General features: G+C 72.7%; 22 protein-coding genes and 2 pseudogenes. 9 read left to right on the top strand and 15 right to left on the bottom strand.

The features are described 5' to 3' along the window. Positions 1–148 precede the first annotated feature (148 nt). Both AOK18_RS08665 and AOK18_RS08660 read left to right on the top strand, forming a co-directional pair. Entirely contained in the window at positions 149–910 is a 762-nt protein-coding gene (locus tag AOK18_RS08665; RefSeq protein WP_055693916.1) for a HEAT repeat domain-containing protein, read from the top strand. Next, positions 904–1,932, top strand: a complete 1,029-nt coding sequence (locus AOK18_RS08660; protein WP_055693915.1) for a HEAT repeat domain-containing protein — start codon at positions 904–906, stop codon at positions 1,930–1,932. The genes AOK18_RS08665 and AOK18_RS08660 overlap by 7 nt, the downstream gene beginning before the upstream one ends. 195 nt (positions 1,933–2,127) lie before the next feature. Here AOK18_RS08660 and AOK18_RS08655 read toward each other — a convergent pair whose 3' ends face one another. Then, positions 2,128–2,658, bottom strand: coding sequence for a hypothetical protein (locus AOK18_RS08655; protein ID WP_055573980.1), 531 nt, complete (start codon positions 2,656–2,658; stop codon positions 2,128–2,130). 474 nt (positions 2,659–3,132) lie between these two features. Beyond that, complete coding sequence (locus AOK18_RS08650; RefSeq protein ID WP_055693914.1) at positions 3,133–3,639, bottom strand: TspO/MBR family protein; 507 nt, start codon at positions 3,637–3,639, stop codon at positions 3,133–3,135. Positions 3,640–4,084: 445 nt separating this feature from the next. Here AOK18_RS08650 and AOK18_RS08645 point away from each other — a divergent pair, with 445 nt between their 5' ends. Further along, a complete protein-coding gene (locus tag AOK18_RS08645) occupies positions 4,085–4,873 on the top strand; it encodes an MEDS domain-containing protein (protein ID WP_055693913.1) in 789 nt (262 codons plus the stop codon). Next, the gene (locus AOK18_RS08640) at positions 4,870–5,838 is read left to right on the top strand and encodes a sensor histidine kinase (RefSeq protein ID WP_055693912.1); all 969 of its coding nucleotides are present in this window, start codon (positions 4,870–4,872) and stop codon (positions 5,836–5,838) included. The genes AOK18_RS08645 and AOK18_RS08640 overlap by 4 nt, the downstream gene beginning before the upstream one ends. Positions 5,839–5,955: 117 nt before the next feature. Here AOK18_RS08640 and AOK18_RS08635 read toward each other — a convergent pair. Next, positions 5,956–6,162: pseudogene (locus AOK18_RS08635) on the bottom strand (hypothetical protein); the annotation flags it as partial. Between the two features lie 506 nt (positions 6,163–6,668). Between AOK18_RS08635 and AOK18_RS08630 the strand changes: the two are divergent. Next, entirely contained in the window at positions 6,669–7,940 is a 1,272-nt protein-coding gene (locus AOK18_RS08630) for a zinc-dependent alcohol dehydrogenase (RefSeq protein WP_055693911.1), read from the top strand. Positions 7,941–8,481: 541 nt separating this feature from the next. Here the strand turns inward: AOK18_RS08630 and AOK18_RS08625 are convergent. The 5 genes from AOK18_RS08625 to AOK18_RS08605 form a co-directional block, all read right to left on the bottom strand. Continuing rightward, complete coding sequence (locus AOK18_RS08625; RefSeq protein ID WP_055573986.1) at positions 8,482–9,393, bottom strand: NAD(+)/NADH kinase; 912 nt, start codon at positions 9,391–9,393, stop codon at positions 8,482–8,484. After that, entirely contained in the window at positions 9,390–10,424 is a 1,035-nt protein-coding gene (locus AOK18_RS08620) for an SPFH domain-containing protein (RefSeq protein ID WP_055573987.1), read from the bottom strand. Before AOK18_RS08620 ends, AOK18_RS08625 begins: the two co-directional genes overlap by 4 nt. A gap of 546 nt (positions 10,425–10,970) precedes the next feature. After that, entirely contained in the window at positions 10,971–11,186 is a 216-nt protein-coding gene (locus tag AOK18_RS08615) for a hypothetical protein (protein WP_157865058.1), read from the bottom strand. Between the two features lie 540 nt (positions 11,187–11,726). Then, positions 11,727–12,953, bottom strand: coding sequence for a bifunctional class I SAM-dependent methyltransferase/NUDIX hydrolase (locus AOK18_RS08610; protein WP_079039892.1), 1,227 nt, complete (start codon positions 12,951–12,953; stop codon positions 11,727–11,729). A gap of 117 nt (positions 12,954–13,070) precedes the next feature. Then, positions 13,071–14,693, bottom strand: coding sequence for a glycosyltransferase family A protein (locus AOK18_RS08605; RefSeq protein WP_055573999.1), 1,623 nt, complete (start codon positions 14,691–14,693; stop codon positions 13,071–13,073). 391 nt (positions 14,694–15,084) lie between these two features. On the opposite strand from AOK18_RS08605, the gene AOK18_RS08600 reads away from it, so the two are divergent. From AOK18_RS08600 to AOK18_RS08590, 3 genes and pseudogenes are all read left to right on the top strand, one after another. Further along, the gene (locus AOK18_RS08600) at positions 15,085–15,465 is read left to right on the top strand and encodes a DUF1622 domain-containing protein (protein ID WP_055573989.1); all 381 of its coding nucleotides are present in this window, start codon (positions 15,085–15,087) and stop codon (positions 15,463–15,465) included. Then, positions 15,462–15,707 (top strand): hypothetical protein, encoded by a 246-nt coding sequence (locus AOK18_RS08595; protein WP_055693909.1) that lies wholly within the window; start codon positions 15,462–15,464, stop codon positions 15,705–15,707. Before AOK18_RS08600 ends, AOK18_RS08595 begins: the two co-directional genes overlap by 4 nt. A 706-nt stretch (positions 15,708–16,413) precedes the next feature. Continuing rightward, positions 16,414–16,977, top strand: a pseudogene (locus AOK18_RS08590) (DinB family protein). Positions 16,978–17,381: 404 nt separating this feature from the next. Here AOK18_RS08590 and AOK18_RS08585 read toward each other — a convergent pair. Next, positions 17,382–17,795, bottom strand: a complete 414-nt coding sequence (locus AOK18_RS08585; protein WP_055573991.1) for a pyridoxamine 5'-phosphate oxidase family protein — start codon at positions 17,793–17,795, stop codon at positions 17,382–17,384. Between the two features lie 223 nt (positions 17,796–18,018). After that, positions 18,019–18,213 (bottom strand): hypothetical protein, encoded by a 195-nt coding sequence (locus AOK18_RS08580; protein ID WP_055693908.1) that lies wholly within the window; start codon positions 18,211–18,213, stop codon positions 18,019–18,021. 361 nt (positions 18,214–18,574) lie between these two features. On the opposite strand from AOK18_RS08580, the gene AOK18_RS08575 reads away from it, so the two are divergent. Then, positions 18,575–19,156 carry a GNAT family N-acetyltransferase gene (locus tag AOK18_RS08575; RefSeq protein ID WP_055573993.1) on the top strand — a complete coding sequence of 194 codons (582 nt, stop codon included), beginning with the start codon at positions 18,575–18,577 and terminating at the stop codon, positions 19,154–19,156. Between the two features lie 85 nt (positions 19,157–19,241). On the opposite strand, the gene AOK18_RS08570 is transcribed toward AOK18_RS08575, so the two are convergent. The 5 genes from AOK18_RS08570 to AOK18_RS08550 form a co-directional block, all read right to left on the bottom strand. After that, on the bottom strand, positions 19,242–20,315 hold the full coding sequence (locus AOK18_RS08570) for a lytic polysaccharide monooxygenase auxiliary activity family 9 protein (protein ID WP_055573994.1): 1,074 nt from the start codon (positions 20,313–20,315) through the stop codon (positions 19,242–19,244). Between the two features lie 317 nt (positions 20,316–20,632). Next, positions 20,633–21,763 (bottom strand): glycoside hydrolase family 12 protein, encoded by a 1,131-nt coding sequence (locus tag AOK18_RS08565; protein WP_055693907.1) that lies wholly within the window; start codon positions 21,761–21,763, stop codon positions 20,633–20,635. Between the two features lie 265 nt (positions 21,764–22,028). Then, positions 22,029–23,051, bottom strand: coding sequence for a LacI family DNA-binding transcriptional regulator (locus tag AOK18_RS08560; RefSeq protein ID WP_055693918.1), 1,023 nt, complete (start codon positions 23,049–23,051; stop codon positions 22,029–22,031). Positions 23,052–23,213: 162 nt separating this feature from the next. Continuing rightward, the gene (locus tag AOK18_RS08555; RefSeq protein ID WP_139058464.1) at positions 23,214–23,477 is read right to left on the bottom strand and encodes a hypothetical protein; all 264 of its coding nucleotides are present in this window, start codon (positions 23,475–23,477) and stop codon (positions 23,214–23,216) included. A gap of 704 nt (positions 23,478–24,181) precedes the next feature. Beyond that, entirely contained in the window at positions 24,182–25,927 is a 1,746-nt protein-coding gene (locus AOK18_RS08550; RefSeq protein WP_055693906.1) for a VanW family protein, read from the bottom strand. Between the last annotated feature and the right edge of the window lie 163 nt (positions 25,928–26,090).

The raw sequence follows: 26,090 nt of genomic DNA, 5'->3' as shown, positions 1-26,090 counted from the left end.
AGCCGAAGCAGGTCCGGCGGCGTCCACGGCAGTCCCGGTGGGGCGGACACGCAGGCCACCGCCTCGAACGGCGTGCCCGCGTCCAGGACCGTCAGGGCCACGGGCTTGACCTTGACACGTTGATAAGGTCTTCACTCGGGCACAGGAGGTGGTCCCGATCCACACGACCAACGTGACCCCGCAGAACGCCCGTGTGCTCAAGGCCCTGAGCGCCGAGGACTCGTCGGTCCGGCTGCAGGCGGCCCTGGCCGCCGGCTCGAGCGCCGACCCCGCACTCCTGGAGACGCTCGTCGAACGGTGCGCCGTCGAGCCCGACTTCTTCGTGCGGGACATGCTGTCCTGGGCGCTGACCCGCCTCTCGCGGGAGATCACCCTGCCCCGGATCCGCAAGGAACTGGACTCCGGGCGCCGTCAGGCGCGCGGTCAAGCGCTGCACACGCTTTCCAAGATCGGCGACGAGGACACGTGGGCCTGGATCACCCGTGACATGCTGCGTGACGCCGATGACGAGGTCGCGCGGACCGCGTGGCGCGTCGCGGTCGCCCTCGTGCCGGAGGGCGAGGAGAAGGACCTGGCCGACGAGCTGGTCCTGCAACTCGGCCGGGGCGACCGCACCGTGCAACTGAGCCTGAGCCGGGCCCTGACCGGCCTCGGCGACGCGGTCGGCCCCGCCCTGGAGAAGGCCGCGCGGCACCCCGACCCGGCGGTGGCCGCGCACGCCCGTGCCACCGAACTGCTCCGGCGGAACCCGGAGGCCGGTTTCGACACGGCCGTCGAAGAGGCGAAGCGCGTAGCCGCGCTCGGCCCGGAACGAGCCGCGGCTGCGGCCACGGCCGCCGCGACCGCGGCCACGGCCGAGCCGGCGGAGGCCGCCCGGGCCGCGGAGATCCAGGAGGCCGCGGATTGCTGATCGGCGATGTGGCCCGTCACTCCGGGGTGAGCGCCCGGATGCTCCGGCACTACGACGCCCTGGGGCTGGTGCGGCCGACGGGCCGCACCGCCGGCGGCTACCGCGAGTACTCTCCCGAGGACGTCCGCAGGATCTTCCACGTGGAGAGCCTGCGGTCTCTCGGACTCTCGCTCAAGCAGATCGGGCGCGCGCTGGAGGACCCGGCCTTCACGCCGTCCGCCCTCGTCAGCGACCTCATCCGATGGACGGAGGACCGGCTGGCGCGGGAACAGGAACTCCTCGAGCGACTCCGGGCGATCGACGCGTCGGCGCCCACCGACTGGCAGGGCGTCCTGCGCCTCGTCGAACTCGTGCGGGAACTCGGCTCGACCAGCGCCGCGCGCAGGCAGCAGGCCGTCCTGACCCGGCCGGAGGGCGTGTCGGTTCCCGCCGAGGTGCTGGCCGGGGCGGTCCTGACCGAATCCGACCCGCACGTCGCGGGCGCGCTGCGCTGGGCGCTCGCCCGGGCGGGCGGCGACGGCATGGCGGCGCTGGACGCCGGCGCGCATGCGGAGGACGTCGACATCCGGCGGCGCGCGGTGCGGACGATCGCCGGGATGCCCGGGGCCCCGGGTGCGACCGCGGTGCTCACGGACGCCCTCGGGGACCCGGACACCACGGTGCGCAGGCACGCCGCGCTGGCCCTGGGCGGGCAGGGTGTGACCGCGGCCGTGCCGGTACTCGTCGGCATGGTGGTCGAGGGCTCCCACGACGTCGACGCGGCGGAGGTCCTGGGAACGCTGTCCCAGGACCCCGGGTGCGCGGACCGGATCACGGCCGCCCTGGTCGACGAACTCGACGCGGATCCCGCGACGCGGATCCGCATCACCCAGGCGCTGGTCGAAGTCGCGGGACCCGCCGCCCAGGAGGTCCTGCGCCGGCTGACCCGTGACGAGGACCGCACCGTCGCCCTCGTCGCCTCGGCTCTCGTCGGAGTGGTCGGGAAGCGGTCCGCCGAAGACCGGCCGGACGGGGAACCCTGAACGCGTCCGGCCCGGCGCGGGGGGCCGGCCCTCCGCGGACGCCCCCGGGAGGCCACGCGGCTCCGGCGTGGTCCGGGCCACGCGGAGAGGGATGCGGCTTGCGCCTGCCTCATCCCGGGACGCCGGCGGCGTGCGTGTGCTCCTGCGCCCGGAGGACGCGTCCGGCGGCAGCCCGTGCGCCGGCGACCACAGCCGTCACTTGATCAGGGCGTTGGCCGCGATGATCACCAGGCCGATCAGCATGTCGCCGGTTCCGGCCCGGAGCGAAGCCCCCCACCCACGGCCCGCGCGGCGCGCGGTCCACGCTCCCGAACCGGCGAGGAGCAGAGTGTTGAACACCAGGGCGGTGTTCACCGCCGCGGCCTCCGTCCACCAGTGGGGCACCGCGGTCAGCAGCAGCACGACGGTGGGAACGGCCGCCGCGACGACGGGCCACTCGGCGAGCATGGCGCGCAGCCCCACCCCGGCACCGCTGCCGTCCGCCGCCATCCGGTGCGCGAGAACGTGGGCGTAGCCGTGGGCAGCCGCCGAGGCGAGGGCGGTGAGCAGGACCCAGACCGCGTCCGACCCGGGATCGGTCTTCTCGCCGGGGGACTCGAGGGCGGCCGCCAGCGCACTGGCCAGGACGAGCCCGTAGACGCCGCTGAGCAGTCGCGGTTCCGGCGGGCGCCGACCCGCTGCCCGTGAAACAGCCGGCCGGGGGGAACCATGGGCACGGTGGTGCATTGCTACGGCCTCCGGTGGGAGGGGCGGGACAGGGCGGTACGGCACCACATCGGAAGAGCGGCGCCCGGCCGCACACGTGAGCCGCGGTTCCGGCCCGGCTTCCGTGACGCCCGCAAGCACCACCTTCTCCTGAAGCCCGCTCCCTGTGCCTGACCTGCGGGACACCGGGCATGTCCTGGTTCGGACATCCGCGGTGCCGCTCACGGCCACGAGCGTGCGGGGCCCCGGTACCGGCCGGGTCCTCGTCGACCGTGCCGCGGCCCTCGGCATCGGCGCGGAGATCGTCCGGCGCCCCTGGAACCGGGGGATGCATCCCGCCGCCGAGACACCGGACCGCGGAGTGGGCCCACGGGCGGCCGGTGTTCCGCCGTCACCCGACTCGCGACCCGAACCCCATCCGCCCGCTCCGAAGCCACCACCCACCTCGTCGTGACCGACCCGATGGCCCGCCGCCTGCCCGGAGAAGCCACCGCCTCACCGGTTGAGGCGGGTGAGGGAGGCGTTCAGCGCTGTCGCGAAACAGCACCAGGCGGCGTACGGCAGGAGGACGCGCGCGGCCGTGGGGTCGACGCGGGCGGTGCGGCGCAGCAGGTCGGCGTTGCTGAGGTCGAGCAGCAGGGTGCCGGCCAGCCCGGCCCTGAGGCTGTGCCGAGCGAAGAACAGCCAGTTCCATCCCGCGTTCAGTGCCAGGTTGCCCGCCAGGCTCCCCGCGAGTCGCCTGCGCTGCCGTGGGTCGTCGGCGCGGCCGAGCGAGTGGCCGGCCGCGTACGCGACCGTGGCGTACAGCGGCGTCCACACGGCGCCGAACGTCCAGGGCGGCGGCTGCCAGCTCGGCTTCCGGAGCGTGCGGTACCAGGTGCTGTCCGCGTCGACCGCCCGAGCACCGGCCGTGGCCGCGGCGGCCACCGCTGCCGCCGCCGCGCCGTAGCGACGCCAGGACGGGGAACGGGAGGAGCGGCGGTGGGAACGTGTCGGTCTCATGGCCCGCGAGTGCCCGCAGAACGGGCAATCTCACCCAAGCGGGACGGAAAGGGATCCGGGAGTGCGGCGCGCGGCGGTCACCCGGTGCACGGACTGCGTGCGGGGGACGGGGAAGCCGATCCTGACGCGAGCCGCGCCGCATCCTCCGCGAAGCGCGCAGGCCCCCGTGCCGCAACGGCGCCCCCGCTTCACGACCACGCCGTCCCTTCGCGCCCCGACCGGTGCTCCCGTCGGCCGAAGCCGTACCCGTCCGCCCGCGCGGCCCGGAGCGGACCACCGGCCGGCTGTCCCCGCCGGTACGCGGGCGAACCGGGCCTCCCGCCGGTGCGTGCTCACCTGCCCGATCTTGATCCGGCTCGATGATCTCCCGGGCGGCCCAGTACTCTCTGTATCCCGGGACGGGTTGGAAGATCGGAAAGGGGCCCAGGTGAGAGCGGCGCGGACGTTGGCTGCGTTCGACGACGTCGAGCTCGGTGACCACATCTGCTGGCGCGCGGACTCGGCCGCCACCTCCCCCGCGGACGTGCTCGCCTACGTGGCTGACGGCGCCCTGTACGGCGACAAGATCGTGGTGGTCGGCTCCACCGGCGCCGCCTCCGGCCTCGCCCGTGACGACGTGCCCCCGGCCTCGGTGATTCTCGACTTTCCGCGCGTCGCGGACCCCGACTCCGTCCTGGCCGCGGTGCGCCGGGAAGCGCGTACCGCGGTCAGGGAGGGCTACCGGTCGGTGCGCGTACTCACCGAGCGCGTGCCCGCGGCAGCGCCCAGCGGGGTCGAGGAACTGGTGGCCCAGGAGCTGAAGCTCGACGAGTTCGCCTCGGAGAGCAACGCCATCGTGGTGTGCGCTTTCAAGCCGTCGCAGTGGGACGCGTCTACCCTGGAACACGTGGCATGTGTGCACCCGCACGAGATGGGCATACGCGCTGAACGTCCGGCCTTCCGGATGTACAGCACGGGCGCCGACAGCTGGAGTGTTGACGGAGTGATCGACTCGGAGTGCGCGCACGCCTTCAACGTCGCGGTACGCGCAGCGATCCGGTGCTCACCCGAAGTGAGGATGCGCTTCGATGCCCTGGACATGATCGACGCGGCAGGCATGCACGCACTCGTCGACGCCGCCCGTCACCTGCCGAACCGCCGGATCATCGTGGAAGGCGCCAACGAGATCGTCCGCCTGTGCTGGGAACTCGCCGGCTACGAGACCGCCGGCATGCCGGTGGTGATGGCAGCATGACCGCGATCTCGTCCTCGCATCCGTCCGGCCGGGCCCGCCCCCCGTTCCGCCACGAGCTCTATCCCTATCGCGGGGACGCGCAGTTCCTGTCCGGCACGCTGGCTTACATCCACGAGGCGCTGGAAGGCGACGAGGCCGTGGTCGTCGCCGTCCCGCCGGACAAGGCGTCACTCCTGCGCGGCGAACTCGCCGACGAGCCCGCCGTCACCTTCGTCGACACCACGACGCTCGGACCCAACCCCGGCCGGCTCGTCGGCGCCTGGGTGGACTGGATGAACGAGCACGGTGAGGGTGACAGGCCGGTACGCGGCATCGGAGAGACTGCCTGGCGCGAGGCCCGCAACGCCGCGCACCTCTCCGAGCTGCGCTATCACGAGTGGCTCCTGAACCGGGCCTTCGCCCGCAGTTCCGCCTGGTCGATGCTGTGCCCCTACGACGACACCGACGAGGACCGGAACGCCCTGCGGTCCTTGTCCCGCTGCCACCCGCTGATCCGCCAGGACGGCCGCGGCGTCCACAACGAGGACTACCTCACCGTCGAGGAATATCCCTTCGAGGCCCTGCCGCCCCCGTGCGATTCCTTCCAGGAACTGAGCTACACACGCGGTGACCTGACCGCGATCCGCTCGAAGGTCGCCCAGTGCGCATCGGACGCGGGTGTCCCGGACGATCGGCAGCGCAAGCTGGCCGTCGCCGTCACGGAGATCGCCACGAACAGCATCCGGCACGGCGGGGGCGGCGGGACCCTGCGCACCTGGGTCCAGGACGCGACGTTCCTGTGCGAGTTCCGCGACGCCGGCTACATCGCCGACGTGATGGCCGGCCGCACCCGTCCCACCGTCGAGCAGATCGGCGGCCGCGGTCTCTGGCTCGCCCACCAGCTCTGCGACCTGGTCGAGATCCGCTCCACCCGGGACCAGGGCACCACCATCCGCCTCCACACGGACATCCCGCAGCAGAGCTGACGGCTGGTCCGCAGTCCCTGACCGACTCCCGCGATCGAGACGGGGACAGGCGGGGGACAGCCGACGCCGGAGGGCCCCGCCGGAGAGGGGTCGCACCCGGGCCCCTCAGGGGCACCCGAGCCGCCGGGCGAGGTAGGGCGCGAGCGACTCGAAGCACCGGCGCTGCGTCTTTGCGCAGAGCGTGCCGAACGCGAGCGAGGACTTCCCGGAACCGGAGACGCCGGTGAGGGCGACCATCGCCTCCCGGGGGATGTCGACGTCGCGCAGGGTGTGCTCACCGGCGCCTCGGACGCGCACGAAGTCGTCGGGTGAATCGTCAGGCAGCTCAGCAGGCGATCGACTGCCGGCGGGCACGAGGGACTGCGCGGAGGCGGCCGGACAGCTGCCCGGTGCGGAGGGGGGAACCGCCACTGGCGTCACGGTGTCCGCCCTACACGACCTCCCCCGCCTCGCCGCCCGCGGCGGTTCCGGATCCCTCCTCGGGAGGGAACGGCAGTGCCGCGGCGCCCGACCGCCCCGGGGCGGGCTGCGTGGGGTCGCCGGGCCGACTCCGTGGTCGCGGCCCCGAGTACCCCCCGGGGTCACCGGATGCGGCCGCCCGGAACCGTTGACATGGTGGTGGCATGAGCGAGAACCCGACCGGGAACCTCCCGGGCGCCCCATGACCTGGACGGACTCCACGGCCTCCCACGAGGCCGTCCACCGGTCCCCGCGGGCCGAGGGCGAGGACGAGGAGCCCGGCGGGGACCGGTCCTGGGCAGCCTGAACCACAGCGCCGGCGCTTACGGGCCTTTGCACCGCCGGCGGCCCCACCACGAAGGGAAGACGCAGTGCGTGCACTGACCTGGCAGGGCAAGGAGGACGTTCGCGTCGAGGATGTCCCGGACCCGGAGATCACCGAGCCGACCGACGCCGTCATCAAGGTCACCTCGACCGCCGTCTGCGGCTCCGATCTGCACCTCTACAGCCCGTTGGGGGCGTTCATCGATCCCGGCTACGTGCTCGGCCACGAGCCGATGGGCATCGTCCAGGAGGTCGGTGCCGAGGTCACCCGCATCAAGCCCGGCGACCGGGTCGTCATCCCGTTCAACGTCTCCTGCGGCAGCTGCTGGATGTGCGTCCGCGGGCTGCAGAGCCAGTGCGAGACCACCCAGGTGCACGAGCAGAACACGGGGGCCTCGCTGCTCGGCTTCGGCAAGCTCTACGGGGCCGTCCCCGGCGGCCAGGCGGAGTACCTCCGCGTGCCCCAGGCGCACTACGGCGCCATCCCCGTCCCCGACGACGGCGAGCCGGACGAGCGGTACCTCTACCTCTCCGACGTCGTGCCCACCGCGTGGCAGGCGGTGGAGTACGCCCACGTCCCCGACGGCGGTTCCGTCGTCGTCCTGGGACTGGGCCCGATCGGGCAGATGTCCGCCCGCATCGCCCGCCACCGCGGCGCGGCCCAGGTCATCGGGGTCGACCTCGTGCCCGAACGGCTGGCGATGGCCCGCCGCCACGGCATCGACACCCTCGACCTGCGCGACGCCGACGACCTGCCCGAGGCGGTTCGCGACCTGACCGGCGGCCGGGGCCCGGACAGCGTCATCGACGCCGTCGGGATGGAGGCCCACGGCTCGCTCGGCTCGAGCGCCGCCGAGGCGATCCAGAAGGGCGTCAACCTGCTGCCCGACGCGCTGGCCCGACCGATGCTCAAGAACCTCGGCGTGGACCGCCTCGGCGCCCTGCACCTGGCCATCTCCACCGTCCGCCGCGGCGGGACCATCTCCCTCTCCGGCATCTACGGCGGCGTCGTCGACCCCGTGCCGATGCTGGAGCTGTTCGACAAACAGGTGAACCTCCGCATGGGGCAGGCCAACGTACGGCACTGGACCGACGACCTCATGCCCCTGGTGAGCGACCCGGCCGACCCGCTCGGCGTGCTGGACCTGCGCACCCACCGGCTCTCCCTGGAAGACGGGCCGGCGGCGTACGAGATCTTCCAGAAGAAGCAGGACGGCGCCATCAAGATCGTCCTCGACCCCACCCTCCCGGCCACCGGCGCACTCCGCACTCCGGCCACGGACGCCGAGGGGGTCGCGCCTGCGGCGGACCGGCCATGAGGACCACCGTCGTCGGAGCCGGCGGCAACGCCGTCACGGCGACGCCGCGGCCCCGGCGGCCGGCGCCCTACGAGGAACGCAGAGGGCAGCGCCCACCGTGACGGCGCTCAGGCGACGTCCCCGGGCCTGCTCATCGAGACGCCCCGTCCGTGCGCCTCCGCCCAGGACGGCGGGGCTCCTCCGACGACAGCGGCCCCTAAGGGCCAGCCATCCGAACTCGAAGGAGCCCCGCGGCCGTGCAGGCAGGGCGAGCGTGCAGGAGGCCGCGGGTCGGCCGGTGTTCCCCTTGGGTGCCGTGGGCTGTCCCGGCGGCATCGTCACGGAGTTTCGCGGGCGGCGCCGCCGGCTCCGCGCCGTGCACAGGCCCCCGGCCCTCTGATCCTCGACGTCCCGGACCGTGCCCTGTGGGGTGAACCGGTCGTCAGGATCATCGGGGAGGCGGGAGACGCGGAGTCGGATCGCTCCGGACGGGCCGTGGGGGATCGCGAAGTCATCGGCCCCGCCGCCCTGCGGCCGCACCTTCGGCGTCCGCCTCGCCGGGTCACCGCCGCCCCGGAACGTGGGTCACCAGCCGCAGCCGCTGCTCGCACCTGCCCACGCGTACCGTCTGCCCCCACGTCAGCTGCAGGGCGTCGCCCTCCACGCCGTCGCCGAAGGCGACGAGACGTTCGGACTCGACGGTCAGGCACAGCCGGCCGGTGGCGGCGAGTTCGCCGGCCACCAGGGACGTCCCGGTGGCCGGCGACGGCCAGGCCTCGCGGACGAACCAGAGCAGACTGTCCTCCGTGGGGTGTGGCAGGCGCAGGGCGCTGCCCCGCTCCTGCCACACCGACCGGAGCCAGCCGGTCGCACCGGTTCCCGTGCCGACCAGCACTCCGGAGGAAGCCTGAGCCTCGACGACACCCCCGTCGCCCTCCAGGCTCAGGCGGTACCTGGCCGTCTGGTGTCCGACGGCGCCGAGGTAGATCTCGTTGAGCGCGACCAGCCGCTGGGTGTCGTCGGCGACGGCCTCGACCATGGTGAGTTCGTCCGCCCGGGCCGCCGACGCGCCGCGCAGCAGCGCCGCCGCGTCGGCCGCCCGGTGCCGCACCAGTACGCCCGGGTTGCGTCCCGGCTCGGCATCGACACCGATCACCGGCTGCCCGGCGAGGTACTTGGCCACGTTGGCCACCAGTCCGTCCTGCCCCACCACGACCACGATGTCCTCCGGGGCGAACAGGAAACGGTCCAGGTCGCTCCGCTCCACCCGGGCCTGCCGCCAGGTCGGCGGAACCGCGGCCGCCACCTCGGCCAGCGCCCGGTGCGCGCGGCGGTGGCGTTCGGCGACTTCGCCGAGGTCCCGGCCCCGGGAGGAGAGGAAGAAGGCGGCCTGTCCGTGGGTGCCGTGCCGGGCCACCAGTTCCTCGTACTCCGTGGTGCGGTGGACCAGGACGGCCCGCGGGGCGAGACTCATCCCCGGGCCCCGCCGAACCGGGCCAGCAGCCCGGTCAGCACGTCGGGGGAGACGGTCACGCTGTCGATGCGCGGCAGGTTCTCCGCCAGCTGTGTCCCGGCGAGCGCGTGCAGCGTCGCCACCTCGGCCTCGCCGTGGACGCGCAGCCAGGCCGCCCGGGCCTCGGCCCGGGCCTCGCCGACCTCGCGCGCCGCCTGGGCCTCCGCGCGGGCGAGCGCCACCGAACGGGCGGCCTCGGCCTCGGCGAGCTTGACCGTGCGCGCTGCCTCGGCCTGCGCACGCACCTCGTCCGCCGCCGCGCCCTCCTCCGCCTCGCGGCGCGCGTTCGCCCCGCGCTGTTCCACCAATCGCTCCTCGCGGCGGGCGAGTTCGATCTGACTGGCCAGTTCGTTCTCGGCGATGGCGCGCTCGCGCTCGACGGCGACGGCCCGCCGCTCGTACGTCGCCCGGTCGGCCTCCTGCTGGATCTGTTCCCGGGCGGGCGTACGCAGCGCGCGTTCCACCTCCGCCTCGGGGCGCACCGCCATGACCCGTACGGCCACCACCTCGATCCCGGTGGCCGGCAGCCGCGGCTCGGTGCCGAGGCCTGCCGTGATCCGGTCGCGCACCGCGGCCACCCCGTCGACCAGCGCCGCGGACAGCGGGGTGCGCGCCAATACGTCCAACGCGTGCTGTTGAGCCGTCTCGGTGAGCAGCGTGCCCAGTTGCTCCAGCGGGGCCCCGCGCCAGGCTCCGGTGTCGGGGTCGACGGAGAAGTCCAGGCGGGCGGCAGCGAGTGCCGGGTCACCGATCCGGTAGGTGACGGTCGCCTGCACCGACACGTCCTGGAAATCGGCTGTGCGGGCGCGGAAGGTCATGGCCAACTCACGGTCCTCGACCGGCACCTCGGAGAGCGCGGCGGTCAACGGGCGGAACCAGAAACCGATTCCTGGTCCGTCGTGCACCAGCTTGCCGTCGCGGTGGTGACGGATGTGAGCCGTGGGCGTGGAGCGCAGGTGGCGCCAGCCCAGGCGCCGGGTGATGTCGGCCATGGAAGCCCCTTCTTTCTCGTCTCATCGACGATAACGGGGGGCTTCATTATCGTCAAGAGGACGATAATCGGTGGCGGGTATGTGTCCTCCTCGCCGGAGGAGTCCCGCCGGTGGCCCCTTGAACCACCGGCGGAACCGCCCCCGGTGGCACGGGAACGGCTCCCGCGGCCCTGGCGGAACTGAAGGCGTCCTGCGCCACCGAGGGACCGGCCCCGGCTGCGGGCAGTCCATGACCCGGCGACCGTTCGCCCTGCCGGCCTCACCGGGCTCCGGCTCCGCTTCGCGATGAAGACCCTCGAGGCCGACGCGCCACCGGCCGGTCGGTGACGGCGGCGCGGGATGCCCGGCAGGCGTTGCCGCGGGCACGAGGACCTCCTGCCGAGCGTGCCGTCCTCCCGGGCCGGTGCCGCCGGCCGGTCGCGCTCGGGCCCGCGCCGGGGACGACGAGGGCGTCGCGCCCCGCCAGGATGCCGCCGGGCACCGGACGCCGGTCACCAGTCCGGCTCCTCGAACGCGGAGGGCGCGCCCTCCGCGCTTCGTTCCGCTTCAGATCGGATCGCGCTCTTCGCTCTCCAGGCGCAACCTGACGCGCGGTACCAGGAAGGCGAACGGTTCGGCGTCTCCGATGACGGCACCGGCCGCCGCGGAGACGACCGGGCCGGAAAGAGCCGTGCAGGAATCGAGGGGGATGCCCAGAGAGATCTCCTGCCGGGTCACCTGCCCATGCCACGGCTGAACCGAGAGCGCGCGGTCCTGAGGCACGCAGGAGGCGAGCATCCGCCCGTAGTCGGGAAAAGCGCGGCGCCAGGGCCCGTCCGTCGGCCACCCAGTTCAGCGGTGCGGCGATTCGGCTCCGTGGATGAATCCACGGTGCGTACCGCCCGTACCTGGTCTGCCGGCGGGTGCGGCGCAGGGAATGCTCGGCGGCCCGAGCGGCCGAGCCGACCGACAGGACGAGGCCGAGCACGGCGAGGAGCATGAGCATGAAAGCAGTATGGCGACCGCGGTGAACCTGGCTCCGGCCGCCGGGACGGGGCATGCGGCCTCCCCGGCGCATCCCACCGCATCCGGGGGCCCGGGCCCGGAACTGCCGGAAGCCGTCTGCCGCGGGCGACCCGGCACCGGGTCAGGCCGGTCCGGCCGATGACCGACCGGCTGCCGGACGGGAACATGCGGGCCTCCGGAGCGGTACCGGGCCCGCAACGCCGTCGAACGCTGCCTCAGCAGGCTCAAACGGTTCCGGGCCGTGGCCGCCCGCCTCGACAGGTCGGCCACCTGCTGCCTCCGCTGCGTGCTGGGCGACTACTTCCCGACCTGACCGAGGGCGTCCCCACCAGTGGTGTCCTGACCGGTGGGGTGCGGCTCGGCGAAGGGAGTGAAGCGGGCGGGCGGGTGGTCAATGGGCAGGTCCGGGCGCCAGGCGGTGAGGATCTGGGCGCTGCACTCGAACAGGCCCGACGGCAGCGCGTCCAGCGGCCACCACCCCCAGTCGCCGACCCGCTCGCCCGGCTGGTCGGCGGGCTCCCCGCGCCACCGCGTGACGAGTGCGCCGAACGTGATGCGGACGACGTCGCCCACCCGGTCCAAGAGCATGCCCAGCAGGCGCACGTCGGCCGGGTCCGCGCGCAGGCCGGTCTCCTCGGCCAGTTCGCGCACGACCGTCTCCTCCAGCGACTCGCCCGGCTCCACCGTGCCGCCGGGTAGTTCGAGGGTCCCCCGCCGGTGGCGGCCGAGCAGCAGACCGCGCGGCCCCACCAGCACTGCGCCTACCCCGGCCGCCGCGTGTGCGACGGGCGGCCGGGCCGTACGGGGACGGGAGGTGATCCGGGCCGGCCTGCGGACCTGGAAGAGCCGGTAGGAGGCCTGGTTGCCCTCCTCGGGCGCGTCCAGCACGGTGACCTCCTCGACGCGCAGTCCGTGCCGCGCGAGCAGGTCCGTCCACAGCTTCGTGGTGAGCACCCACATGTGCCCGGTCAGTTCGCCGCCGCCGGCCAGGCGCAGGATCTCCGAGCGTGGCTTCACCTCCGAAGAGGGGCCGTCCCCGGAGGAGTTGGTGTGCAGCACGGTGAAGTACAGCCGTCCGCCGGGCCTGAGGGCCGCCGCCAGGGCGGGCAGCAGCCGGTGCGGGTCGATGAAGTGGACGGCGGACAGGGAGCAGATCACGTCGTACGGCGCCGAAGCGCGCAGATGCCCGACGGCGTCGGCCTGGATCAGCCGCAGGCCCGGCACGTCGCCGTAGTGCGCCCGTGCGCGCTCGATCTGAGTCGGGGAGAGGTCGACGGCGTCCACGGCGGCGTGCCGGGTACGGGCGAGGTGGGCGGCGTGCCGGCCCGGGCCGCACCCCAGGTCGAGCACGCGCAGGCCCGTCAGATCGCCGAGGACAGCGTCCCCCGGCCCCGTTCCCGCCGGGCCCCAGGCGATCTCGTCCACCTCGGGCAGAGGCGTGGCCCGGTCGAGGTGGTGCGCCCCGTAGGTGTGCCACATCGCGGCGTTGACCTGCTCGGCATCGGCCGTACCGGGTGCCGTCATCGCGTCCCCTCCTCGGGCTCGTCACCGAGCCGCCTCGTCACGTCGTCCCGCTCGTCACCGGGCGCCGCCCCAATCTCCGGCTCGCCGCCGGCGGCCCGCCCGCACCCTTTCGGCGCCTCACCGGCGCACCCGGTGCAGGGCCTTCGCGAGCGGCCCCCGCATGTGTGCCGGGACGCGGATCAGCTCCCGCAGCCCCGCCCGCCGCGGAACCGCGTCCAGACGGTGGTAGAACTCGCCGACGTCGAGCGCCAGCTGGCAGCCGGCGGTCCAGTACGGGATGACCGTGTGCGAAGGCGCCCCGAGCCGCACGGCCCGCCCGCCCAGGGGCCGGCTCGCCACGTCCCCCCGCAGCGCCACGCTCCGGCCGACGCCGAGGACCTGGAAGTACGCGGACACGTCGTGGACGCCACGGTCCAGGGGACCGCCGCCGGCCGCGGTGAGCGGGTCGATCCGCATCGTCCCGGCCACCACGGGTCGTCGCCGACCGCCTCGGCCGTTCTCGAGCCGCACGGTGAGGTCCGACGCGGGGAACCAGCCGACGTTCTGTCCGCGGTGGGAGAGCCGGATCTCCCCGTAGGCGGCGGTCAGGTGATCGCCGGCCGCCCACTCCTCGGCTCCGGCGATCCCCTCGGTCAGCGCCGGATCGAGCACCAGGCGCCCCCCGCGCTCCAGGAGGGACACCGCCCTGCCGTCCTGGTGGGTCAGGTGCATCCGCACCGGGGCGGTGAGCGCGCCGTCGTGCCAGCGGGGCCGGCCGAGTTCCGCGAGGGGCCTCACCTGGCTGACCCGGCGGGCCAGCAGCGACAGGGCGTCGAGGCGGCCCTCCTCCAGCAGACGGGCCCGCAGCCGCGTCACCGCCGGAAACCCTTCCCGGACGGACGGCGGGAACTCCTCGAGCACCAGCCGCCGTACCGTCTCGAACCGCTCCTGGACCTGACCGTGGCCGCTCAGCACGTAGGGCTCGCTCACGTGGCGGAGGATCTCCACCCGGTAGGTCCGGCGGAGCATCGCGTCCTGCACCGTGCCGGGCGGGGTGTGCGCCTTGACGGTCTGCACGACCTTGCGCAGCCAGCCGAAGTACTCGTCGACGACGAGCCGCCTGCTGCTGGTGTTCCCGCCGTCCTCCCGGCGCATCCAGTAGTAGCAGGGGTAGTCGCCCAGGACCGAGACGCACCGCGCCACCGCGTACGCGTGCGCCATGAACATCTGGTCCTCGAGCCGGCACCGGCCCTCCGGGAACCTGATGCCGTTGTCCAGGAGGAATGCGCGGCGGAACATCTTGTGGGGCGTCAGGCTCTCGAACAGCGGGTGGTCGCCCACGGTGCAGCGGGCGACCGTGCGGGCGAAGACATTGCTGGGCCGTGCCATGGTGCCCGCCGGTTTGCCGAGGACGATGTCCGATCCGTTGCGTCTGCCCAGGTCGTAGAGCCGTTCGAGCGCCTCGTGGCCCAGTTCGTCGTCCTGGTCGACGAACTGGACGTACTCGCCCCGGCTCAGCCGCACCCCGACGTTTCTCGGCTTCCCCGGCCAGCCGGAGTTCTCCTGGTGGTGCACCCGCACGTGGGGGTGCAGGGTCGCGAGCCGGTCCAGGCGTTCGGCCGAGTCGTCGGTCGAGCCGTCGTCGACGTACACGACCTCGTAGGCGTCGCGGCCGATGCTCTGTCCGAGCAGGCTCGGCGCGCACTTGTCGATGTAGGAGCCCGCGTTGTAGACGGGGACGACGACGCTGACTTTGAGCACGGGATCCACCCTCGTGTCCGACTGGGGTTCGTGGTGGTCTCGGTGTCCACCGGTGGCGGAACGCCGGTTCCGGCACCGCCCTCCGTCCCCGGAACGGCGACGGACGAGCATCACCTGAGCCCACGGGCGAGGAACGTAACACCGGGGACGGAGCCGCACCGCGAACCAGCGGCACATGCACCCGAACGGCGCACCGTACCGGGCAGTGGCACGGGACAGCCCCGCCGGCGGGGGAGACGGGGCTGCCGCGTGACCGGGTGGCAGCAGGGTCTGCGGGGCGGGTCCCGCTCGGACGACGCGGGCCCGGCCGGTCTCCAGTGGGTGCCGGCCGGGTGGGGGTACCCGGCCGCTCGTGAACGTTTCCTTGTCGGTGGAAGTACTGCCCGAGTCCATGCTCCGGGACGTGGTGGACCTGCTGGTGAGACTGGTGGAGGCAGCCGGGGCCCTGATCATCTTCGTGGGGGCCGCCTGGGCGTTCGGCCGTTTCCTCCGTGCGGGAATCCGCGGCGGCGTGGGCCGCCAGTTCAACCGGATCCGGCTCTCCCTGGGCCGGTTCCTGGCGCTGGGCCTGGAGTTCCAGCTCGCCGGGGATGTGCTGCGCACCGCCATCGCGCCGAGCTTCACCGAGATCGGGCAGCTCGCCGCGATCGCCGCGATCCGGACCGCCCTGAACTACTTCCTCGGCCGGGAGATCGCCGAGGAGCGCGCCGAGATCGAGCGCGAGCACCGCAAGGAGGTGGACGGCTCCCGTGCCCCGGAGGGGCCGGCGTGACCGCCCTCCTGCACCTGGCCGCCCTCGCCGCCACCGCTTTCGGGCTCGTCGCCGCCGCGGTGGTGTTCGCGGCGGCACGGCGGCTGATGCCCGCACTGGCCGTCCTGCTGGACTTCCTCATCGCGGCGGGTTTGCTGCGGCTGGCGGGTGGGACGAGCTGGGACGCCGTGGTGACGGCCGCCGCCGTGATCGCCGTCCGCAAGCTTGTCACCGCAGGCCTGCGCTTTTCCCCACCGCACTGACCGAGCGGGTCGACGGGCTGCGCCGGTGTGCGCCGTGCGGTCTCCCGGTTTCGGGACGGTGGGGTGGGGGGACAACGAGGCCTGGATGTGTTGATGCTGGTCATTGGCTGTTCCGGGGCCTCGGTCCACTGTCCTGGAGGTGAGGGATCCGTGGAGCATCGCTGCCGTGGGGTGTCACCGCACGAGAGGTGACGCCCCGGCTCTCGTACTCGGGCAGGGCCGTCCACCGGGTGTCCGCCTCCTGCGGCCAGGAAGCCTTCCGCGAAGGCCGCGCCCACGCGCTGCGGACGCCGGGCGGTGTCCCGTCCCGTCCCGGTCCGCACCGACCGCTCCTCGATGCCGATCCGGCTGATCGGCGAGGGTGCCGTCCGCTCGGATCTGGATCATTGAGTCCTCGCCCTCTTCGGGCATGCAGGTCGGAGGCTCTGGCGTGGCATCCGCTCGGGACACCCATGCTGCTCTCGGGCGGGAGTCCGCGATCCCGGCCGTCCGTCATGCCGGCGGTCGAGACTGTCGCATCCGGGTCGTCGCACCCCGCCCAGCCAGCCGGGTTGTCGGTGTCAGACGGCCGCTCGCGGTGGCGCGGCCCGAAGGGCACATCAGCCCTCAGCGTCACCTCCCGGTGCGGTACGCCCTCGCGGTCCACGGCCGGCGACGGCGTCCGCGAGGGACGCAGCCGGGTCTCCGCTGCAGGTAGCGTGCGGAGATGACGAGAAGCGAGCGACTCGCGGACCAGCTGGACCGGCACTGGCACAAGAACCTGCGGCCGCGGCTGTAGGGTCTTGCCGATGAGGAGTACTTCTGGGAGCCGGTGCGCGGTTGCTGGAGCATCCGCCCACGTGGCACGTCGGCCGCACCGATGTCGGCGGGTTCGGGGGAATGGACGATGGACTCCGCGTCCCCTGACCCGGTGCCGGCGCCGGTGACCACGATCGCCTGGCGGCTAGCGCACATCATCGTCTCCTGCCTGGGCTATCGGGTCGGATGGCACTTCGGCGGCCAGGACGTCGACTTCCGGACGTTCGCCTACGCGGGGGCCGCTGACGAGGCGCTGAAACAGCTCGACGAGACGTACGGGAGATGGAACGCGGGGGTCCGCGGGCTCTCGGACGCCGACCTGGAGAATCCGCCCGCGGTGGGTCCCGAGCGGTTTCCCATGGAGGGCATCGTCCTGCACGTCAACAGGGAGCTGATCCATCACGGCGCCGAGATCTCCCTACTGCGCGACCTCTACCGTTGGCAGGACGGAGCCGTACCACGCCGCACATGACTTCCCGGTGACCGGCGATCGGGCTTCGGGAACCCACGTGGTCTCCGTGACGCTGCGTGGCTGCGAGCTTCATCACCTGGAGGTCCCGGTCCGCGAGCCCGGCGCGTTTCCCGGCTCGACCGCCCTGGAACAGGCCCTCGCAGCGGGTAGGTTCGCCCCGGTCATGACCAGTTGCTCCGACGTCGTCGCGCCGGCGGTGGTGCCCCCTGAGGGGAGAAGCACAGTGACCCTGCCCCGCCGGCGTGGCTTGACCGAGCAGGCCGCCGACAAGCCGTGCTCGGCCGTGCGGAGGCGGGCGGTGGGTCCGCCGTGCCACCGGGCGGTGATCTCCGAGGCACGTCCGGACCGGGCGTCGAGCCCCACAGCGGTCGGCCCTTGTCGTCGGTGAGCGCGGCCGAGGCACGTCACCAGCCGGGCGGCCGCACTGTGCCCATCACACGGGTCACGGTGATCTCGATGACCACGCGCTCGGGATTGGGGCGGGGCGGCCGGTAGCGTTCGGCGTAGCGCCGTTCGGCCTCGGCGACGGACTCCGGGTCGTCCTTGACCAGCGCGGTGCCTTCGAGGGTGCACCAGCGGCGCCCCTCGACCTGGCTGACCGCGACCGTCGCGCCGGGTCCGGCCGCCCGGACGTTGCGGACCTTCTTGCTGCCGGCGCTGCTGATGACGCGTGCGATGCCGGCCTCGGGATCGAAGGTGACGCCCACGGGGACGAGATGCGGACTGCCGTCCGGGCGGTGGGTGGCCAGGAAGCAGATCCGTCGTTCCTGCCAGAAAGCGTCTTCCTCCGCCCCGGGCGGAGGTACGTCGGTTGTCATGGTGGTCCTTCGTCGAGCCGGTAGCGCGCCAGTTCCTCCCAGCCCCGCAGCCTCCGGGCACCGGGTCTCTCCGGTCGGGCAAGAGGGGAGTGAGGTCGATCCCGGGGGGTGGGGACCGGGTTTCGTGCGACGGGTGACAGCGTACGTGAGGTGATCAGTTGCCGTTGGAACCCGGCTGGTGTGAGGTGGCCGGGCGGGGGATGCCGCCGAGGGTCGCGCATCGTCAGGTCCGGCGCGGAAGGTGCGGTCCTGCCGCGATCGCCGTCCGCTCCTCCTCGGCCGAGCGCTCGACGCGGGCCTGCCGGGTGGCCAGGTACCGGTGGTGGCCGGCGCGGGACGTCCCGCGCGCCCGGCAGATCCGCTGGACGCCGAAGTCGGCGTGGTGGGCGGAGACGAAGTCCCGTGTCAGGGCGTCCACTCCAAAGGATCATCCCCGTCCGGCGGAACCGTCGAGCTGGTGGAGGAGCCGCTGGAAGGTGGCCCGAGACGGTACGGGCAGCCCGGGCGTGCCGGCACATCCGGCCCGCCCGCCCGGCATGGACTTCGTCAACCGTGACGCCCCCACCGTGACCGGCACGACGACCGGCCGGATCACCGGTCACAGCAACTGCGACTGCACTGTGAGGCGGGTCTCGGGACGTGACGGAACCGGACCTGGGTGGGCGTCACCGATGAGGGTGGCCGAGTATTCAACCGTCATGGGGAGGCGCTTGGAGAGATCATCGCCTTCGGAACCCGAGGACACGAGAACACCGTTGAACAGTCATGAAAGAGTTGCCGTGAAAGCCGATGCACGCCTCGCGACCATCGAGGACCTTGCCCCTGCCGAAGAAACGCTCACCGTCGCGTTCATGGACTATCCATGGACCAGGTGGGTGATCCCGGAGGACGACTACGCCAAGCGGCTCCGTGAGCTGCAACGTCTGTACCTCCGTCACGCCCTCCGGCACGGCGTCGTCCTCGTGACGCGGGAGCACGCCGGTGCAGCCGCGTTGCTGCCGCCGGATGCGGCCGAGCCGAGCGAATCGACCATGGAACAGATCATCGCCCTGCACGGTGAAAGAATCGGCCGCCTCACCGGTTCCCAGCCCGCCCCGGGAGCGTGGACCTTGGAAACACTCGGCGTGCGTCCGAGCCATCAAGGCAGAGGGCTCGGCAGCGCGCTCATCGCGCACGCCCTCCGTGACGTGAGCCGGCGTGGCGCACAAGAGGTGAGACTCGAGACATCCGACGCCCGCAACGTCCGCCTGTACGAACGGCACGGCTTCCACGTCACGAGCTGCACCGACAGCGGCGGCGGCCCGGCCGTATGGGCGATGACACTCCGGCTCACGGAATCCCGGCAGCGAAGGAGCGGGTGACCTCGAAGTCTCGTGACGGTCCACACGGTGCGCCGCCCGCCCCGCGGTGGAGGCGGGGCGGGCGGCGCGCCTGGCGGGGCGGTCGTTATGGATTCACACAACCGATCGTGCCCACCGGGAAGTTGTTGCCCGACGACGTGGCCGTGAAGCCGAACGTCACACTTCCGTCGGGATTGACCACCCGGTTGTGAGCGGCGTTGCGTACCGTCACCGTGCCGTCGGATCCGGTGGTGAGGGAGCCGTTCCAGGCACTGCCGATCGTGGTCCCGGGACCGGGCTTCCACTGCACGGCCCAGCCGTTGAGCGGCGAGGTCCCGTGGTTCATCACCTCGACGGAGCCCTGGAAACCGCCGTTCCAGGAGTTCACCACGTTGTAGACGGCCATGCACTCACCCGTGTGGGGCGGGTCGGTCGGGTCCGGGTCCGGGGGCGGCGTACTGCCCGAGCCCCGGATGCCGGTCACCTCGCCATTGCCCCCGTCGAAGACGACGTCGGAGCAGGAGAAGAAGTTCTCCTGGCTGTCCGAACGCACCCACTGCATGAAGATCAGCGCGTCACCGGAGCGGCCGGAGGGCAGCTTCAGGTTCCAGTAGTAATGGCCCCCGTTGGCACCCGGGGAGCCCTGCTGGGGCGGGTCGGTGACGGTCTGGATCAGCTCCAGGTCGTTCCAGCCCAGCTGGGACGTGGGCGACCAGCCGGGCTTGGTGATGTAGACCCGGAAGTCACCCGGGTGCGCGGCCCAGTTGCTGTACTGCACCTTGACCGTCGATCCGGACGTCAGGTGCGTGCGGGGCCAGTCGGAGCGGGCCGCGTTGTAGCCGGAGAAGTCGTACGGCGAGCGGTCACCGGCGCTGCACAGCGTACCGTCCGGCACGTAACCCGGGCCGCGCCCGGCGGCCCGGGAGTCCAGGACGGCGAACCAGTTGTACAGGGCCGACGCGCCGCTCTGGTTCAGCGCGGCCCGGCAGGCGGGGTTGGTCGGGTCGAGTGAGCCGGTGCCGGTGACGGCGTCCAGCTGACAGAGATAGGTGCGCGAACCGGGCATCATCGCCACGCCGTGCGCCTGCGCGTCCTTCTGCCAGAGGAAACTGAGCCCGAGCCCTCCGAGGAGGGTCGCCAGTACCGCTGCCAGAGAGACCAGTCTGCTTCTCAGAACCATGGAGTCTCCTGTCCCGATGCCGAGTTCTTCATGGGCGGTGCGAGGGGTGGAACCCCCGCCCGGCCGGGGAGGGCGCCAACCGGACGGGCGGGGGGCTCGGAGGGACCGTCCCGCGGCGGAACGGGACCGGCCGGGCGGCCGGTGCGTCGGCACCGGCCCTCGGCGCGGCCGTTCGCGGCGCGGTCAGGCCCGGGCGGCGGTGTGCGGCTGTCGCCGGCCGCCCCGTGCGGTGCGCCCGGGGCCCGCCCTGTCGGCGCAGGGAGGGAAGAGCGGGCCCCGGAGCGAGGGGACGGGGCGGAGTGCGGCCCGCCCCGCCCTCACGCGGTCCGGCAGGCGGTGCCGTTCAGCCGGAAGGCGTCGGGCTGTGCGAAGGCGCCGCTGTAGCTGCCCTGGAAGCCGAAGCTCTGGCTCCCTCCGGCGGCGATACGCGTGTTGCCGGCCGGTGCGGTCGCCGTGACCGCACCCGAGGAGGGGGCGACGGACGCGTTCCAGGCGTTGCCGATGCGCTGCCCGGAGGGCAGGGTGAAGGCGAGCTGCCAGCCCTCGACGGCGGCCGGACCGTTGTTGGTGACGGTGACGTTCGCGGTGAAGCCGCCCGGCCAGACATTCGTGGCGTACGACACCGTGCAGGCGGCCGGGGCGCCGGGGTCCCCCGGATTCGAGCCACCGCCCGTGTTCACGGTGGACGAGAACGAGTGCACGGCGAGTCCCGCGCCGTTCTGCCAGGGCTCGAAACCGGCCTGAATGCTCGTCAGGTACCAGTCGTTGCCCGCCAGTCCGCGCGCCACCGTCGCCCGGACGAAGTCCATCACGTCGAAGCTCCAGCTGCTGATCGCCGACGGCGCGACGAACGACAGCACGTCGTTGGTGCCGTTGCCGCCGGACCACACCTGCCAGGTGCGCCCGGCCACGGTGGCCGTGCCGACCTGCGAGCCGATCGGCTGGATCTGCCCCACCTTGTTGAACCAGATCATGATCTCGGTCCGGTTCACCCCGTCGGTCCGGGGCGTCGGGTCCAGCCAGATGTCGTACGAGGCGTTGTACACGGCGTTGTCGACGTAGCCGTACGAGATGCTGGTGGGGGCGTTCGCGATGCCGCTGATGCGGGCGGGGAGGGCGGTGCCCGGCGAGCAGTTGGTGTAGTGGCAGCCGTTGAAGACCGACGGGTAGGACTTCGGCGCGCCGTTGGTCGGCACCGAGCCGTCGGCCTGGGCGACCCGGAAGCCGGTGTCCGTGGCGGTGACGCACTGGGTGGCGCTGGTGCCCCAGCGGTTGTTCTGGACGACGTAGCGCCCCTGGATGACGGTCGATCCGTACTGTTCGCAGATCGTGGTGTCGGCCTGGGCCGGTGCGGTCGCGGTCAGCAGCGCCGCCAGAGCGGCGAGAGCGGTGAGGAGCGCGGCCGACACGGTGCGCATCGTGCGGGTGTGGTGCCGTAACCGTGGCATGTGGGGGCCTCTCCGGAAGGGTGTGCGGGGTTACCGGCGGGAGCGCTCCCGCTTCCCCCGTGATGGGAGCGCTCCCAAAGGTGTTCCGGAAAGGGACTGTAGAAGGCGTCCATGTCCCTGACAACCCTGTGCGCGGCAACCCGTCGAACGCGTTTCGAAGGCGCTGCTCAGAGGGGTGATCCCCTCGTACTCCGAACGCCGGGAGCGCTCCCGAAACATTCGACGTGCACCGGGGGCGTGCCCGCCGGGCCGGGGCGGCGGGCCGTCAGGCGGAGCCGCGCACCACCAGCTCCGTGCGGAGGATGACGTGCCGCCAGGCCACCGTCGGCTCCTCCATCTCCTCCAGAAGCAGCCGTACCATCGTGTGCCCGATCTCCTCCAGCGGCTGACGCACCGTCGTCAGCTTCGGATCGGTGTGCTGCGCGAGCGGAAAGTCGTCGAAGCCGATCACCGCGACGTCGTCCGGCACCCGCCGCCCCGCCGCGCGCAGGGCATTCAACGCGCCCGCGGCCATGGTGTCCGACGCGGCGAACACCCCGTCGATCTCCGGGGCACGCTCGATGAGTTCGGCCATCGCGCGGTGCCCGCTGTCCGCGGAGAAGTCGCCCTCGACGGTCCAGGACGGCCTGCCCTCGACACCCGCCCGCTCCAGCGCCTCCCGGTAGCCACGCAGCCGGCACTGGGCCACGTACATGTCGGACGGTCCGGTGATGGTCGCGACCGCGCGGCGGCCGGTATCCAGCAGATGCGCCACGGCGCTGCGGGCCCCGCCGACGTTGTCGGCGTCGACGTAGGTCACGCTCTCGTCCCCGGAGCGCCGCCCCAGCAGGACGGTGGGCAGGCCCACTTCGGCCAGCATGTCGGGCAGCGCGTCCTCGGCGTGCACGGACATCAGCATGACGCCGTCGACCCGGCCGCCGCGCGCGTACTCCACGAGACGCTGCCGCTCGGCGTTCGTGCGCACCAAGGTGAGCAGCAACTGCACCTCGGTCTCGGTCAGCGCGTCACCGACGGACCGCACGATCTCCGAGAAGAAGGGTTCACCGAACTGCCGCCAGTCCGGCTCCGTCATGACCAGCGCGACCGCGTCGGCACGCCGGCCCGCCAGCGTACGGGCCGCCAGGTTGGGGACGTACCCCAGTTCCGCGATGGCGCGCTGCACGGCACGGCGCGTCGTGTCCTTCACGCCCGCCGCGTCGTTGATGACGCGGGAGACGGTGCTCCGCCCCACACCGGCGAGCGCGGCCACCTCCTCGAGCGTCGGTGGGCCCGTACGCCGCCTGAGCATGACCACCCCCACGAGATCACTTGATCCTACGACCCCAGCCACGCCCGGATCGACCGTTTTCGCAAGCCGCCGCAACGGGTCGGCCCGTCCATCATGCCGCCCCGCGTCCTACCGGGTGCCGGCCGTACCCCGCATCGGGGACCGAGGGGCGCCCGGCCCCCCTCAGCGCAGGACGGTGGCCCAGTGGGCCAGGACCGAGGGAAGCTCGTCGGCGTTCACCCAGGCCCGGAACAGTTGGTCGCCCTCGGCCCGGCGATCCGGAGTGCCGGTGTACACACCGACGATCGCGCGGTCGTGCATGAGCGCGTCCTCCCTCTGCCCATGCAGTTCCTTCCACACGATCACGTACCCCTGGCGGTACGTCAGGGGCCCGATCTCGTACACGTCTTTGGCCTCGGGGGCTCCGGGGTCTGCGTTTACATTCATGGACCGAAACCCTATGCCCGCCCTCCGCGCCGTGGGGCGAGATCGGCCGTCCGTCCAGCCGAGGGGGCGCAAACGGTCGTCTTCGCCCTCGATGGCCGAGCCAGGAGCCCGCCGACCGTGGCCGGGTCCAGGGGTCCCTCGTACGCGTCATCGGCCTGCCGCCCGACGCCGGGGCCCGGGTGGAGGGCTGGGGGAGGGCCCGCCGTGATTGGCCGGGTCGTGGACCGCGTCGCGCAATTCCCCCTCGCTCCAGGAGGAGCTGCTGTGCAGTGCGTACAGTCGGCATGAGCCGTTGAGAACGGTCCACGTCGAGGCCCGGTCGGTGGTTTGCCCCGCACACCATCCAGGTGGTGGCAGTCCCCACACCGGAAGACGTGACCAGGCGCCTCGTCGCCCTCGACCTGCTCACCTGCACTGGGGCATGACGGCGCTTCAGGAACACCGAAGCCCGGCATGACCCAGGGGGATCCATCGCTCCCGTCTGCCGGGCTGAGCCGTGCCAAGGGGAGAGGAAGGCCAGGACGAACCCGTGGGATGTCGCACAGCCCGACGCACCGACGCACCGACGCACCGACGCACCGAGGGACCGTGTGGCCGTGCTGGGCGGTGTCTGCGCCACGCCGCCCGGCCTGCCGGCCGGGGGAGTCCAGGCGGGCGAGGCCCGGGAAGAGGGCACGCCGGGCGGGTCGACGGGGTTGCGTCTCTCAGGGCTGACGCCTGTCCGGCGCCTCTTCGCAGATGACCTCGTCGCGCGGGGTGTAGTGCGTGCGGAACGGTTCCCGCTTCACTTCCCGGCCGCCGTCACGGAAGACCCGCTCCACAGTGACGTCGAAGCCCTCGAGCGGGGTCTGCGGCACGCATCCCTCGTCGGTGCTCACCCGCTTGGCCGGCTGCCGGGTGTCGGTGCGCGGTCCCTTGACCGACGTGATCTCGTCGTACTTCTTCGTGCCGAGGAAGGTGATGGTCACCGAGGTGTCGGTGGACTCGGCCAGGAGGTAGAGGGCCTTGCCGGAGTCGTTGGTGAACTTCAGGTCCAGGCTGCCCCAGGCGACGGTCGCCTCGCGGCCCTCGGGGTAGCGCTCGATGTAGAAGGAGTGGGCGCCGTACTCGACGGGCTTGACCCCGGCGAAGAACATCGCGTTGAAGACCGTGGTGGCCACGGCGGAGACGCCGCCGCCGGGCGCCTTGGTGTACTGGTCGTCGAGGATCATGATGCCGTCGACGAAGCCGTTGGCCCGGGTGCGCTCGCCGACGGTCCGGTTGAAGCTCCAGGTCTCGTCCGGCATGACGACGGAGCCGTTGATGAGGTCCACGGCCCGGCCGATGTTCGTCGAGCGGTAGGCGGCCGGTTCGAAACCGACGGTGAAGGAGGACACCTTCTCGGTCAGGCCCAGGCGTGCCGCGCTCTCACGGGTGATCTCCGGCTGGATCCGCCGCGTGTCCACCTCGCCGGTGCGGGCGGTGCCCGACCTGGTGAGCAGAGGCAGGACGGCCTTGCCCAGGGCCTTGTCGGTGACCTCCACGCCGGGCCTGGCATCGGCGGTCACCACGACCCTGTCGCCCTCGAGCCCCAGCCGGGCGTTTCGGGGTGTGGTGGGAAGGCCGTTCAGGGCGCCGGCCACCGTGGGGGCCGCGCGCAGGCCCGTGCTGTCGAGGTCCGGTGTGAGCCTGCCGGTGTCGTCCGGCCGCATCGTCAGGTACTCGCCCAGCACGGCCGGGGGGAGCGTGAACCGCTGGTCTTCCGCGGTGAGCGTGACCGGTGCCGACATCGCCGGCCGCGCGAACTCGCGCACCGCCCGCCGCACCTCCTCCGCCGTGACCTTCGGCCTGCTCTCACGTGCGGGCAGCACCGTGACCGCGTCCGCCGCACCGCGCAGGAAAGGAGTGCGCAGGGCGCCGATCGCGGCATCGACGTCCAGCGCGTAGCCGGTGCGCGGGGCGGTCTGCTCGACCTTGCCGCCGGCGAAGGAGACGGCGCCGTCGCGCACCTTCTCGTCGAGCGTCTTCGCCAGCCCGCCGAGGGCGGTACGGGCCTTGCCCTCGTTGATCCGCACGACCGGCTCGATGTCACCACCGTCCGAGCGGAACAGCCCGCCGATCACGCTGACCGGATCGGCGCCGGTGGACGCCGCCCGGTCAAGGGTTTCCCGGACGTCGAAGGCGAGCCCCGCCTGTCGCGGATCGACCACGCCCTTGCGCTCGCCGACCTGCACGGCCAGCTTCCGCGGGCCGGCCGCCGCCAGGTGCCGCTCCAGCTTCCGGGAGGCCTCCTCGCGGGTCAGGCCCCCGATGTCCACGCCGCGCACCGTGGTGCCCGCCTCGATCTCACCGCCGGTGAGCAGCAGCCCGGCGAGGTACAGGCCGCCGATGCCGACGGTCAGCGCACCGCCCGCCAGAGCGACGGGCGGGAGCGAGGGCATCCGGGAGGGGGAGGGTATCCGGGGGCGCATGGGTCTCCTGAACGATCGACGTGACGTGTCCTCATCACAATGCTGTGTGCGGGAACAGCCGGTCAGGCTACGCGCAACCGGGCACCAAAGGGTATATCCCAGGTCACGCCGGACGGAGAGGCTTCGGGAAGGTTCCAGAACGCCCGGCGTGACCTGGGATATA

Source organism: Streptomyces prasinopilosus, from assembly GCF_001419695.1.
Taxonomy (GTDB): Bacteria; Actinomycetota; Actinomycetes; order Streptomycetales; family Streptomycetaceae; genus Streptomyces; species Streptomyces prasinopilosus.
The sequence above is the reverse complement of the archived record's forward strand: the minus strand, read 5'-3'. Positions and strand labels throughout refer to the sequence as shown.